The following is a 13,001-nucleotide window of genomic DNA, read 5'->3' as shown; positions in this document are numbered from 1 at the left end:
ATTACTTAGGAGGATCTCATGTTTAAATTTCGTATGCTGGTTTCTGCGATAGCGCTGGCTAGTTCGATGTCTGTTATGGCGGCAGATGCGCTGCCCACCACGGCGCCAGCGCCTGCCAACAACCCCACAACCCCCGAAAAAGTTGAACTGGGTAAAATGCTGTATCACGATCCGCGTCTGTCTTCCACGGGCACCGTTTCTTGCGCGTCTTGCCACAACACCATGCTGGGCGGCGAAGATAACCGGCCCAACTCCATGGGCGTCAACGGCCAAACCGGCGGCCGCAGTGCACCAACGGTCTGGAATGCCGCATTCAACAAAGTGCAATTCTGGGACGGCCGCGCCGACAGTCTGGAAGCGCAAGCAGCAGGTCCAGTCACCAACCCAATTGAAATGGGTATGAAAAGCTGGGATGACGTGGTTGCTCGCTTGAAAACCATCAAAGGCTATCGCCATGCTTTCGAAGTGGCCTTTGGTAGCGATGCCGAAGCTATTACCAAAGACAACGCCACCAAAGCGATTGCCGCCTACGAAAGAACTTTGATTACACCGAATAGCGCTTACGACAAATATGTCAAAGGCGATAAAGACGCCTTGACCGAACAGCAGGAACGCGGTCTGAAAAAAGCCGTGGAACTGGGTTGCACCAGTTGCCACAGTGGTCCGGCCTTTAACGGCCCAGGGGTATTCCAAAAATTCCCTGTTAACCCTAGCGGCTACTTCGAAGCGCAATACCACTTCCAAAAAGACAAAGGCTTGGCTGAAGTCACCAAAAAAGAAAGCGACGAGCACCTGTTTAAAGTGCCGACTCTGCGTAACGTCGCTTTGACTGCACCTTATATGCACAACGGTTCGGTAAAAACCTTGGATAAAGCTGTTTGGTTAATGGCTAAACTGCAATTAAATCAAGAGTTGTCCGATGCTGATGTGGCTGACATCGTCGCGTTTTTGAATGCGCTGACCGGTGAATTCCCAGCGCAAACCATGCCGCAATTGCCAGGAACACCGGGTTCCAGCTTTAACTGAGTTTTATCAGGTAGTTAAAGATTAAGGGGGCCGCAAGGCCCCTTTTTTTGTCAAAATACTTCCCTCACGGGGCACAATACGCAATGTAGATTAAGAGTGTTGGGTACTTTAAGTCGTTTCCAGGGCAAAGTTATTGGACGGTTTGCCAACTTTTGCATGGTGAGAATACGTTGACCCTGATTTTATTTGAAGGGTCGCCAAAGCATATTACCGAACAAGCACCGGCAAGCCGAAAATAATCATTGCGGGAAAATATTACCGTTTCGCTGATAGGCAAAGATATGTATAACCTTATCTTTACCATCTGCTTGGGGGCTTTTTATGAAAAAATACTTAACGATAATATGCCTGGTCATCGCGTCATTTTCATTTCAAGTTAATGCGTCAACTTTAAGTTGGAGCACAATTACCGGTTACGGCCCTATTCTTGGAAGTTTGCAATCAGGGCAAAATTCGCCGCAGGATCTATTCGGCATAGTAACCGGCCTACGTATTGAGACCAATGTGCTTGACGATTGGACTTTTAATTTACACAACAGCAGTCAAGTTAGGGTTTCAGTGAGTTCCCTAGAAGCTAACACTGGGAGTCTGTTATACGCCGTCAACTTGGATGGAAGTCCATTGGCTAAAAGTGCCGGACCTGCCGATGAAGCTTGGTCCTTTGACGGTATATTGACTGCCGGCTCTCACACGATAAATATTCTGGGTATCGCCATTTCCCTGGAGAGCACAAGTGGCTACCAAGTTAATGTTAGCGCCATGAATGCAGTTGTTCCTATCCCGGCGGTTGGGTGGGTTTTCAGCTTTTTTCTGTTTTATATGTTCCGAAATATGCCGCGCCGTCGAGGTTATTGATGCTGGGTATAACAAATGGATGCAATCTTTCCGCTGTCTCCGCGGGACCAACAAAGACTCTGAACGCCGGTAAGGATTTGTGTTCCGTTGCCACTTCAGGTAGTTGGATATTGCAAAGCTTCTACGACAAAACCGCTGATATTTCTGCGGCGTTTTGCGATTGAGTCTTCGGGCGGTAAGTCCAATAGACTTTTGATTTTCAGCTAAGCAAAAGCTGACAATTTTAGGATTGGCGATTAAATCGCTCCCGCATTTGCGGGAGCGCATTGCTTAAAGTAGCGTAACTTTGAGTCCTATCACTTCACTTTCTACGGGAATGCCTCTGTCTATTTCGCAATAGAACAGACGGATTCCTAAGGCTGGCAGCAAATTTTAGCTGGCTTGGCCGGCGGCAGTCGCTTCCGGTACTTCGATTAAACGGCCGGTTTTGACGTCGTAAACATAACCGTAAACCGGAATATCGCTAGGCACCAACGAATGGGCTTTGATGCGTTTCACATCTTCCAACACGCTTTCGGCTTGGTTTTTGATGGTCAGCCAATTGATGTATTTGCCGTCGGTGGAGCCAGGGCCAACGCCGCTGTCGTGCCAACCGGTGGCATCGACGCTGGCGGTTTTCAAACTGCTGGCGAGCAAGTCGCTCATGATGTCGTTGGTAAAGGTTTCCATACCGCAGTCGGTGTGATGAATCACAAACCATTCCTTGGTGCCGAGCAATTTGTAGGAAATAACCAGGGAGCGAATCGCGTCGTCGCTGGCGCGGCCGCCGGCGTTCCGGATCACGTGGGCGTCGCCTTCGGATAAACCGGCGTACTTTGCCGGGTCCAGGCGGGCGTCCATACAGGTCAGTATGGCAAACTGACGAGCAGGGGGCATAGCCAAATCGCCTTTAGTGAAACTGGATACATAATCGCGGTTGGCTAACAGTACTTCGTTGTGAATTTTGCTCATAAAAACCTCGGTGCATGAAAAAACGTCTGGTCTGAATGTCAAACCAGACGAGGTAACGACTATCTCCGGGCGGCATTGTAGCCAAGCGGCATTCTGGTTTAAAGACGCTATTTGGTTTATAAAATATAAACTTTAAGTTTATATTGAGTGCCGCGATGGATAAATTTAACAACATGCGTGTTTTTTGCCGGATAGTCGAGCTAGGCACTTTCTCGGCAGTCGCTAAAGAACTGAAGCTTTCTACCATGATGATTAGCAAATACATTGCCCAATTGGAAGCGTCTCTGGGGGTGGTGCTATTGCATCGCACTACCCGCAGTTTAAGTCTGACTAGTGCCGGCGAAGCCTACTATAACCGCAGCAAGCAATTGCTGGAAGATTTAGCCGATTTGGAAGCATCTACCGCACAATCAGGCGAGCGGGTAAAAGGCACCATTAAAATCAGCGCGCCTATCGATTTCGGCGGCATGTACATGGTGCCGGCCATCGACGCTTACATAAAGCGCTATCCGGAAGTGAAGATTTTAATGTCGCTGGATAACAAACCGCCGAATTTGCGGGTGGGCAGTTTCGATATTTCCCTGTTAGTGACCGATACCCTGGACCCCGGCGTGGTGGCGCGCAAAATTGCCGAGACTGAACTCTGTACCTACGCTGCGCCGGCCTATCTAGCCGAAAAAGGTTATCCGCAAACCATAGACGAACTGAGCCATCATCAATGCCTGCATTATGTGGACACGCCCCACGGCGAGTTTTGGTTGTTCAACGTCGACGGCGAATTGAAGAAAATCAAATCCGATTGGGTGCTGGCGTCCAATAACGGGCGCGCGCTATGTCAGGCAGCAGCCTTGGGTATGGGCATCGTGCAGGCGCCTAGACTATCGGTAGCTCCGTATTTACAAAGCGGCGAACTGGTGGAAATCCTCAGGCAATATCGCCGGCCGGCCATCGCGATTTATGCTACCTATCTGCAACGGCGGTTTTATCCAGCCAAGTTGACGACGTTTATCGATTTTTTGTTGGAGTATTTTGAGCGGTAGTCCGCATTTGTCAAAGACAACAAACTGTTCAGTGCCGCAGTAAAATTGTCCGCAGTCATCGGATGCATTAACCTGAACAGAGCATTGAGCCTTGAAAAATCCCGTTCGTCCTGAGTTTTGTCGAAGGGCGAGCGGGATTTTTCAATCACCCGGCGGGTGAGTATGTGGTAGGCCGTCCATGCTTCGACTTTGCTCAGCACGAACGGCCTACCACACCCCCCAACTGCTCTTTTTAGGCTACACAATAGCGTCATGCCCCGAGAGGCTTAGCCAACGTGGCGGATGACGCTCCGCTCAAAGCATTTAAGCTCGCGCACGCGGTTATTTGCTATCGTCGCAATCTTTTTTACTTTGCACATAAGCCTGCCAAGCCTTGCGATTAAACCTAAAAGCCTTGCGGGCAAGGCAAATTGATTTGCCCCTCTGGCAAAACGCCTTGCGCGCAACCTGTTTGAGCTCGCGCACGAGGTATTTTTGCTATCGTCGCAAAGCTTTCTTTATTACTCGCCAGCTTACTAAGTCAGGCGGCAACGTGTTTTAGTTTGAGTCCGAGCGAACGGGGTTTGCGCGAATAGCTCAATGCGATTAGCGCGAGGCCCGAATGAGGGGGAAATCCCTAATGCCCCAAAGAAAATCATGCTCGGCCCTACCAATCGCCCTGGACTTGAATGCAATTGATCAATGTGTTGCTGGCGGGCTTGCGCGTTTACCGGTCATAGGCAGACGCTTGGTTTTTCTGACGAAGGTCTGTTGATTGACCTATAGCTGTTAGCGGTATTCTCGAATTGGTACGACCATCTTATAGGTTGTGCCGAGCCATGCGAGGCGCAATGATCGCGAACGGTGCGCCTAACGGCAGCACCCTATAGTCAGCGCACCTTATGGCCTTTCTCGGTTGCTCTCCTTTGGCGTGCGACCCAAGGCTCTAGGACATATTTTTGTCAAAATATAAATGTCACAGAAAAGCTTCATAAAAGAGGCGTCTTTGAGGGTAATTGTAACTTTATTCATTTCATTGGCATCAAAGGCCTTGGCAATACTTATCAGGCGCTCTTTGTCATCAAGATTATCGGTGATGATGTTGTCAATGTACTCACTAAAGGTTTCTGAAAATGGTGTCTCAGGATTCCATTCTCCCGTTTCTTCCATGAGCTTACGTAAGCACTCCAGGAAATTTCCGAAAATGTTATTCTCACATTGCCAATGAACATCATTCAAGGAAAGGAAGGTAGTCCCGCCAATGTAATAGTTATAAGGAATCAGTTTTAGAGCATCGCCCGGACCTGGAAGTGCTATCAGGCAGTTAATTACCTGTGCTAGATCTTCGGATGTAAGAACACGGTTTTCGCCCCAGTCAATTTTTAGGCTAGGGCTTCTCGTAAGTTTTATCTGATGCTCGTTCTCTAGATCATCAATTTTCTCGTAATAGCTATCCATCTGCTCAGGCACCTTCCACCACCAGAACCCCATAGTCCCTATATTGAGAGCTGCTACAAATTGCCTAGCGACTCCCCAAGCAAAGTGCCACAACCCATGTACTGGTATGTTGTCCTTCAGGATTAGATCAACGATCAATTGATTCTTGCTTTTGTTAACGGGAGTGAGCTTTATCCATCCAACTTTTTTGTTCCACTCGTTGAGCTCCTTGGGGCGGATAGAATGGGAGGCGGAATAAATCTTTAGGCGGATGCGCCATTTGTCTTTCACTCCACTGTTTGGAAGATTTTGGCTTCTGGCTATTTCTGCTTCAGTTAGGGCGAGATTTTCGGCATCCGTCTTATCGAATTTTATTTTCAACCAACGTATCCATTCCCGAGCATTTGCAAGTTCATGTAGCTTTTCCATTGACGCGCCGGAGAATATAACTTTTGTTTTATCTGGATGATCGGCAGCTTTAAGAAACCATCGCATGGTAGCTTTGTCATCGTCAGAAATTTCTAATTCGGATCTCGGTTTCTCCGCTTCCGCTATGGCTAAACGAGATTCAGCAAGCTGGATGATTTTTTCGCACTCTTCGGGTGGTATAACCTTCGAAGGCACTGTTAAGGCATCACTGGCTTTATCGATGTACAAAGCCTGTAATCTCGTCGAGTGCAGTTGTTGAGCAAGTTGAGTGATGGAATTGAGAGTTTCATTGGTGATCTTTCTTGTAGAGAGACTTGGCCCGAGGAAACACCAGAACAACTTCTGCTCATGTGACTGTGTTTGTTTTTCATACCGGCTCGCATCTTCTTCTGATCTAGTGCTGGCCATGGATTGAACGCCAAGAAGTTCCATGCGCCCCAACTCTTCCAAAGCGATTACGGCCAAGTGATAGGCAATATGAGGTTGCTCGATCGTCTGTACCGCCCTAGCAGAAACTATTAGGTTCCTTGCATGAGTAATGCAGGCATTATGGACTTTAACTAGGTCAATGCGTCCTGACATCAAATTCCTCTATGATGCCATTCGGTTTGGACTAATTTTTTGGAGACTTGCTCTTGACGATCAATTCCTTCCGGGAGTTGATTGCAACACTTAGACTGGGTTGGCATCTGGACGCCCAAAGCTCGATTCTAAAGACACAACAATATCATTTTATTAATTTCTAACGCATATAAAAGTTAGCGTTGTTCTGCTCGAAAATGTTGGGCTTTACGTTGCATCTGCCTTCAGCCTAGCGCGTGTATGAGGAATGTTGAATTCGAATTGTGTGATTACGCAAGCTAATCGCACATTGGAATGCTAAATCCGTAGCGTAGACCTGTGCAGCAGTTACCCATCTCCGATTGATAGCGGCTTAATTGCCGTTTCTTGTCTTGAAATCAATCGCTATCTTTCCAACTTTTCAGCAAATTTTGATGCTCATTTAAGCTAGGTAAACCTGGCCTGGCGCCTATTTTGGTGCAGCATAACGCGCCAGTCACACTGGCGTAACGCAATAATTCTATCCAGCTCAAGCCTTTGGCAAGACCTGCGGCAAAGGCGCCGTGAAAGGCGTCGCCGGCACCGGTGGTGTCTATGGCGACGATAGGCGGCGCGCCGAGGCTACCGTGCTCCTGGCCGCGTTGCCAGATCAGGCCGCGTTCGCCCAGGGTAATGACTACCACCGGGGCAAGTTGCGCCAATTTGGATAAGGCCAGGTTTTCATCGCTGGCATATTGCAGTGCAAACTTTTCCGAACAAACTAAATAATCGACCTTAGTCATGAGAGCCCGCGTACCGTCGTGTAGGGAGCCGGCGTCTAACACCGTCGGTACCGGGTGGCTAAACTGATTCAGTAAGCGACGGGAAATATGCGGTTCATGACCATCGAACAACAGCACTTTGGCTGCTAAGCCGTCAAAGTCGATAGCGGTGACCGGCAAGGCGCTGGTTTGGCCCTTGTAGTTGATTAGGGCGCGCTGACCGTTGGGTTTGACCAGCACAGTTGATAACGGCGTTGGCGAAGCGCCGCGTACCACTAAGCGCATATCGACGCCGTGATTCTGTAGTTCCTGTAAATGACTTTCGCCATACACATCGTTACCCAAATAGCCGCAAAAGCCGGCTTTGCCGCCTAATTTGGCAACGGTGACGGCTGCATTGGCGGCTGGTCCGCCGCCGCAGCCCAGCAAATCGTCGGCGACGATTTTTTCATCGGCGCCGGGATGATGGGGCACGGAAAATACCAAATCGTAACTGGCATGGCCGATACAAAGTACGTCGAGTGCTGTGGATGTCATTGCGCCACACCCTTGCTGCGGTTGTCCATACGCCGCAGGAATTCGCTCATGATGGCTTTGTACAATTCATCGCCCAGATATTTGTCTTCCACGCCGCTGTCGATGCTGGGGTTGTCGTTGACTTCTATCACGTAACCTTTGCCCTTGATTTCTTTGACATCGACGCCGTACAAGCCATTACCTATCGGTTGGGTAGCCCGTAATGCCGCGTCCAGCACGCCTTTGGGGACTTCGAAGGTGGGCAGGGTGTCGAAATTGCCGCTGTCGGTGCGTTTGGCACCGTGCCGGTAGATTTGCCAATGGTTTTTCACCATGAAATAGCGGCAGGCGTACAAAGCCTTTTGATTGAAAATGCCGATGCGCCAATCAAAATCGGTGTACAAAAATTCCTGGGCCAGCAATAGCGCCGATTGCTCGAACAACTCGGCGACTTTGCTTTCCAGTTCCTGGCGGTTATGCACTTTGACGATGCCGCGCGAGAACGAGCCATCGGGAATTTTAATCACCACTGGGTAACCGGCGCTGGCTTCCAGATTGTCCAAGTGTTGGGTATTGCCCTTGTGCAAGATCCAGGTTTTGGGAGAGGGCACTTTATGGGTGCGAAACAGGTCGGCCAGATAGACTTTATTGGCGCAGCGCAAGATGGACGTGGGATCGTCGATCACTACCAAGCCTTCCGCTTCGGCTTTTTTGGCGAAACGGTAGGTGTGATGGTCGATGGCGGTGGTTTCGCGGATGAATAAACCATCAAATTCCGGCAGGCGGCCGTAATGATTCAAGGTAATCAGTTCTACATCGATACCCAGTTGCCGGCCGGCATCGATAAATTTTTTTAGCGCACCGCGATTGCTGGGCGGTAATTGTTCGGAAGGGTTGATCAGAATCGCCAAATCATAACGCGCGGTTTTTCGAGTTCGGCTTTTCCGCCAGACCTTTTTGCTGAAGCGATCCAGCGCATCGGCGAACAAAGTCTGCATCGCATCGTCCAGCTGCCTGGGGGAGACGGCTTTGAGATCGGTGATTTGCCATTGCTGCTCAAAGCGCAAGCTGATTTCCAAGATCGGGCAGGCGAAACGCTCGAACAATAACCGCGCCAGTTCTTGAAAGGCCGGTTCCGGCGTGGTGCCGAAATAGCTATACAGAGTAACTTCGCCGTTCTGGTTTTGATGTTTGAAGGCGCGCGCCAGCGGCTGGTTTAGGTCCTCCAGTTGCAGGCGGTACAGGGCATTTTTGCCCAAGTCGTTGATGACTTTAACCGACGGAATGACGTGGTGATTGCGGGCCTCGGCCAGTAGCGAGCAATAATAGCCATCGGATAGATAGGTGTAGCTGCTGCAAAGGTTTATCACCCGCACCCGCTGATCGGGATCGGTTTGCTCACTGGCCAGATAGTCTTCAAAGCTGACGACCTGATCGCTAGGGTAATAAGGATTCCAATCCGAAAGGTCGTCAACGACCAACAGCGTGCTTGCCATGGTAAAAAATACTCGAAAGGTTTATGTTGGGCGGGGATTTTGAAACCAGTCGAGTATTAAGACAAGCCCAATTCTGCAATGCCCTCTGCTGCTGCCTATTGCCTGCGGCTTGGGGGTTTGCCACACTGTACCATTACCGTCTCCGAACAGTTGAGTATGCAGATGAGTTTGTCCCCCTACGGCACCGAAATCGATACCCGCGTCTTCCCGGCCAGTTATGCCAAGGCGCGCCAGGCTTGGTTGTCGCGAATCACTGCGGTGACACACCCGCTAAGACACGAGATTTATCAATGCGCCGGACTGGGGCCGGACGGCGAATCTTTGCTGACCGATACCGCCTGGATAGGCGATGAGCAAGCGGACAACGTGGTGGTGTGCCTTGCCGCGACGCACGGGGTGGAAGGCTTTGCGGGCAGCGCGATTCAGCTTGATTTGCTGCAAGGCTTAAGCAAACGCCAACTGGACATTCCAAATGATACGGCGCTGTTGCTGGTCCACGCCTTAACGCCCTGGGGCTATGCCTGGTCGCGGCGCTGCGACGGCGACGGGGTGGATTTGAATCGCAATGCGGTGGATTTTTCGCAGCCCGTGCCGGAAAACCCGGATTACGATTTGTTGCGGGAATGGTTATTCGTGGCGGATGCCGGGCAAAGACAGCAGGCGTTTGCCGATTTTACCCAGGAATACGGTCGAGTCGCGTTGGAAAAAGCCATCAGCGGCGGCCAATACCGCGACCCGTCCGGGCCGTTTTACGGTGGCCGGGCGCCGGCGCATGGCCGGCTGGTCTGCGAGGATTTGATTCAACGTCATAATTTGGCGCAACGTCGTGTCGCCGTGGTGGATTTGCATACCGGTCTCGGTCCTTACGGTTACGGGGAAATTATCTGTGACCATCAACCCGATAGCGCCGGCGCGGCGGTTGCGCAACACTGGTATGGCGATTCGGTGACCTTGCCGCTGGCGGGCACGTCTAGTTCGGTACCCAAGTTAGGCCTGTTGGATTATCTGTGGCACGCCAACATGAACCCGCAAAGTTGTTATGTGACGCTGGAGTTTGGTACGTATAGCACCGACCACTTGTTTGAAGTGTTGCTGCGCGATCATCAACTTTGGGCTGCCGAGGATATTAATGATGAGCGTTTTGCGCACAGTATGGAAATGCGCCGGCATTTCTGTCCCAACGACAATGCCTGGCAGGAAATGGTGTTGTTCCGCGCGCGGCAAGTACTGGGTCAGGCGCTGCGCGGGGTGTCGTCGTGACAGCTTTAGCCACTGAGTTGGCGGTGCGGCCGGCGCAAAGCGCCGATCTGGAGGGCTTGGTAGCCTTGGAAAATGCCAGCTTTGCCACCGACAAATTAAGCCGGCGCAGTTTCCGGCATTGGTTAAGTTCCGATCATCGCGCCCTGTTATTAGCGGAATGGGCGGGGCTGGTCGCCGGCTATATATTGATCATTTATCACCCCGGCACCCGCTTGGCGCGGATTTATTCGCTGGCCGTGGCGCCGCAATTGCGCGGCAAAGGCATAGCCAAGACCTTAATGCTGGCCGGCGAGCAAGCCGCGCGCGATGATGGCCGTTTGTATCTGCGTCTGGAAGTGAGTGTGGATAACACGCCGGCCATCCGTTTATACGAGGCGCTGGGTTTTCAAAAGTTTGGTTTGTATCGCGATTATTACCAAGACCATAAAGATGCGTTGCGCTACCAAAAGCGCATCCGCCGTTATCGTGATACTCCGCAACACCGCTCGGTGCATTGGCTGCGGCAAACCACGCCGTTTACCTGCGGCCCGGCGGCGTTGATGATGGCGATGCACGCGCTCAATAAAACTTATTTGCCGTCGCGCGAGCAAGAAATCGAGTTATGGCGCGAAGCCACTACTATTTTCATGACCTCCGGTCATGGCGGCTGCCATCCCATCGGTTTGGCCTTGGCTGCCAAACGCCGACAGTTTGCGGTGGAAGTGTGGATCAACCAAACCGGCTCTTTATTTATCGATAGCGTGCGTAGTGACGATAAAAAGCAGATCGTCGAGTTGGTCGATACCTGTTTCAAGCGTGACGCAGCAGAGCAGGGCGTGGCGATTCATTATGCCAACGTCACGCAGAACGATTTGATCGCCGCGTTTGAAGCCGGGGCGATCCCGTTGATCCTGATCAGTACCTTTTCGATGGACCGCAAAAAAGCTCCGCATTGGGTCGTGATGAGTGGTTTTGATAAGGATTGTTTGTACATGCACGATTCCGACCCGGACGACGGCCGGCAGAATGAGTTGGATTGCCAGTTTATCCCCATCGCCCGCGAGGATTTCGACCGCATGTCCTGTTTCGGCAAATCACGTTTGCGGACCGCGGTCATTGTTTGGCCGGGTGCTTAGTTCGAGCTTCTCATTCTCAGCTGCTTGCGCAAGCGTTACAATTGCCTTAGCAACTATTTATTCACGAGACTTTAATTCATGAACAACCAGCATCACGACGACAGCAAGAAAGTTAAAAATATTGCCGCAGTTTTGTACCTATTGGTGCTGACTTTTCTGGTCGGCGGTTCTTATTTGCATCAGCAGAGCGCGGATAGTGCTCAAGTCCCGGCAACGACAGCCGCGCAACCTTAAATTTCGCCCGATCAGCATTTTCGGAAGCGTCTCGCTGCACCAAAATTGACATCGCCTTGCAACAACAGTACCTTAGCCGGCTTTCTTTTAGAAGCCGTCTTTAAAATTCAGAATCTCAAGAGTGATTAATGGAAGAATTTCATCGTATTAGCCGCCTGCCGCCTTACGTTTTTAATATCGTCAACGAGCTGAAAGCCAAAGCCCGCGCGGAAGGCGAAGATGTGATCGATTTTGGCATGGGCAATCCGGACCAGCCCACGCCAAAACACATCCTCGATAAAATGCTGGAAGTGGCGCAGCGCGATGATACCCATCGTTATTCGGTTTCCAAAGGCATTCCGCGTTTGCGCAAAGCGATTTGCGGTTGGTACAAACGGCGCTTTGACGTTGATCTGGATTTCAATACCGAAGCGATTGTCACCATAGGTTCGAAGGAAGGTTTGTCGCATCTGGCTTTAGCCACCCTGGGCCCCGGCGATGTAGTGTTGGTGCCGAACCCTGCTTACCCGATTCATCCGTATGGCGTAGTGATTGCCGGCGCGGATATTCGCCATGTGCCGTTGACCCCAGGTGTCGATTTTTTTGAGGAATTGCAAAAAGGCATAGCCGAGTGCTGGCCTAAGCCGAAGATGTTGATTCTGAATTTTCCGGGCAATCCCACCTGCCAATGCGTGGAGCTGGATTTCTTCGAAAAAGTGGTGGCGATTTGTAAGGAACACAATATCTGGATCGTCCACGACATCGCTTATGCGGACATCGTGTTCGATGGTTATGTGGCGCCGTCGATATTGCAGGTGGAAGGTGCGAAAGACATCGCCGTCGAGTTTTTCTCCTTATCCAAAAGTTACAACATGCCCGGTTGGCGGGTGGGATTTATGTGCGGTAACCCAACCTTGGTCGCTGCATTAACGCGGATCAAATCCTACATGGATTACGGTACATTTACGCCTATTCAAGTCGCGGCGATTACTGCTCTTGAAGGTCCGCAGGATTGTGTGAAGGAAATCTGCGATATGTACGAAGCTCGCCGCGATGTGTTGTGCGACGGCTTGAATGCGATGGGTTGGCACGTGGACAAACCGAGGGCGACCATGTTTGTCTGGGCGAAGATCCCGGAAGCCTATCGAGAAATGGGCTCCATCGAATTTGCCAAGAAGTTGATCATCGACGCCAAGGTAGCGGTATCGCCGGGTATCGGTTTCGGGCAGCACGGCGACGACCATATCCGCTTTAGTTTGATCGAGAATGAGCACCGGACGCGCCAAGCTTTGCGCAGCATCCGCAATATGCTGAAAAAAGACAACGTAGTATAATCGCCGCCATTTTTGGGTATCACGTTAG

General features: G+C 50.8%; 11 protein-coding genes. 7 read left to right on the top strand and 4 right to left on the bottom strand.

What is annotated here, in order from left to right:
• Positions 1 to 18: 18 nt before the first annotated feature.
• Together ACR02O_RS16850 and ACR02O_RS16845 are read left to right on the top strand one after the other, a co-directional pair.
• Positions 19 to 1,026 carry a cytochrome-c peroxidase gene (locus ACR02O_RS16850; RefSeq protein WP_494522046.1) on the top strand — a complete coding sequence of 336 codons (1,008 nt, stop codon included), beginning with the start codon at positions 19 to 21 and terminating at the stop codon, positions 1,024 to 1,026.
• A 321-nt stretch (positions 1,027 to 1,347) separates the two neighbouring features.
• Positions 1,348 to 1,881: a hypothetical protein gene (locus ACR02O_RS16845; RefSeq protein WP_319961371.1), complete on the top strand. Its 534-nt coding sequence runs from the start codon at positions 1,348 to 1,350 to the stop codon at positions 1,879 to 1,881.
• Between the two features lie 372 nt (positions 1,882 to 2,253).
• On the opposite strand, the gene ACR02O_RS16840 is transcribed toward ACR02O_RS16845, so the two are convergent.
• A complete protein-coding gene (locus tag ACR02O_RS16840; RefSeq protein WP_033158105.1) occupies positions 2,254 to 2,832 on the bottom strand; it encodes a beta-class carbonic anhydrase in 579 nt (192 codons plus the stop codon).
• Between the two features lie 155 nt (positions 2,833 to 2,987).
• Here ACR02O_RS16840 and ACR02O_RS16835 point away from each other — a divergent pair, with 155 nt between their 5' ends.
• On the top strand, positions 2,988 to 3,872 hold the full coding sequence (locus ACR02O_RS16835) for a LysR family transcriptional regulator (protein ID WP_494522045.1): 885 nt from the start codon (positions 2,988 to 2,990) through the stop codon (positions 3,870 to 3,872).
• An 879-nt stretch (positions 3,873 to 4,751) separates the two neighbouring features.
• Here the strand turns inward: ACR02O_RS16835 and ACR02O_RS16830 are convergent.
• The 3 genes from ACR02O_RS16830 to ACR02O_RS16820 form a co-directional block, all read right to left on the bottom strand.
• A complete protein-coding gene (locus tag ACR02O_RS16830) occupies positions 4,752 to 6,299 on the bottom strand; it encodes an AbiV family abortive infection protein (protein ID WP_458137867.1) in 1,548 nt (515 codons plus the stop codon).
• Between the two features lie 377 nt (positions 6,300 to 6,676).
• Positions 6,677 to 7,576 (bottom strand): carbohydrate kinase family protein, encoded by a 900-nt coding sequence (locus ACR02O_RS16825; RefSeq protein ID WP_458137866.1) that lies wholly within the window; start codon positions 7,574 to 7,576, stop codon positions 6,677 to 6,679.
• Positions 7,573 to 9,051, bottom strand: a complete 1,479-nt coding sequence (locus ACR02O_RS16820; protein WP_415878525.1) for a RimK family ATP-grasp domain-containing protein — start codon at positions 9,049 to 9,051, stop codon at positions 7,573 to 7,575. The genes ACR02O_RS16825 and ACR02O_RS16820 overlap by 4 nt, the downstream gene beginning before the upstream one ends.
• Before the next feature lie 162 nt (positions 9,052 to 9,213).
• Between ACR02O_RS16820 and ACR02O_RS16815 the strand changes: the two genes are divergently transcribed.
• The 4 genes from ACR02O_RS16815 (at position 9,214) to alaC (ending at position 12,973) form a co-directional block, all read left to right on the top strand.
• Entirely contained in the window at positions 9,214 to 10,311 is a 1,098-nt protein-coding gene (locus ACR02O_RS16815; protein ID WP_494522044.1) for a DUF2817 domain-containing protein, read from the top strand.
• Complete coding sequence (locus ACR02O_RS16810; RefSeq protein ID WP_458137863.1) at positions 10,308 to 11,426, top strand: GNAT family N-acetyltransferase/peptidase C39 family protein; 1,119 nt, start codon at positions 10,308 to 10,310, stop codon at positions 11,424 to 11,426. Before ACR02O_RS16815 ends, ACR02O_RS16810 begins: the two co-directional genes overlap by 4 nt.
• 78 nt (positions 11,427 to 11,504) lie before the next feature.
• Positions 11,505 to 11,660, top strand: a complete 156-nt coding sequence (locus ACR02O_RS16805) for a hypothetical protein (protein WP_165385966.1) — start codon at positions 11,505 to 11,507, stop codon at positions 11,658 to 11,660.
• A gap of 128 nt (positions 11,661 to 11,788) precedes the next feature.
• Entirely contained in the window at positions 11,789 to 12,973 is a 1,185-nt protein-coding gene (gene alaC, locus ACR02O_RS16800) for an alanine transaminase (RefSeq protein ID WP_494522043.1), read from the top strand.
• Positions 12,974 to 13,001 lie beyond the last annotated feature (28 nt).

It is taken from the genome of Methylomonas sp. PHL2-19, assembly GCF_059331595.1.
Note: the sequence above shows the minus strand (reverse complement) of the source record. Positions and strands in the feature narration are given on the sequence as shown.

Excerpts from the sequence above, each read along its gene's own strand:
- ACR02O_RS16840 (WP_033158105.1), bottom strand. The coding sequence starts at position 2,832 with ATGAGCAAAATTCACAACGAAGTACTGTTAGCCAACCGCGATTATGTA.
- ACR02O_RS16845 (WP_319961371.1), top strand. The coding sequence starts at position 1,348 with ATGAAAAAATACTTAACGATAATATGCCTGGTCATCGCGTCATTTTCA.
- alaC (WP_494522043.1), top strand. The coding sequence starts at position 11,789 with ATGGAAGAATTTCATCGTATTAGCCGCCTGCCGCCTTACGTTTTTAAT.
- ACR02O_RS16815 (WP_494522044.1), top strand. The coding sequence starts at position 9,214 with ATGAGTTTGTCCCCCTACGGCACCGAAATCGATACCCGCGTCTTCCCG.
- ACR02O_RS16850 (WP_494522046.1), top strand. The coding sequence starts at position 19 with ATGTTTAAATTTCGTATGCTGGTTTCTGCGATAGCGCTGGCTAGTTCG.
- ACR02O_RS16835 (WP_494522045.1), top strand. The coding sequence starts at position 2,988 with ATGGATAAATTTAACAACATGCGTGTTTTTTGCCGGATAGTCGAGCTA.
- ACR02O_RS16805 (WP_165385966.1), top strand. The coding sequence starts at position 11,505 with ATGAACAACCAGCATCACGACGACAGCAAGAAAGTTAAAAATATTGCC.
- ACR02O_RS16825 (WP_458137866.1), bottom strand. The coding sequence starts at position 7,576 with ATGACATCCACAGCACTCGACGTACTTTGTATCGGCCATGCCAGTTAC.
- ACR02O_RS16820 (WP_415878525.1), bottom strand. The coding sequence starts at position 9,051 with ATGGCAAGCACGCTGTTGGTCGTTGACGACCTTTCGGATTGGAATCCT.
- ACR02O_RS16830 (WP_458137867.1), bottom strand. The coding sequence starts at position 6,299 with ATGTCAGGACGCATTGACCTAGTTAAAGTCCATAATGCCTGCATTACT.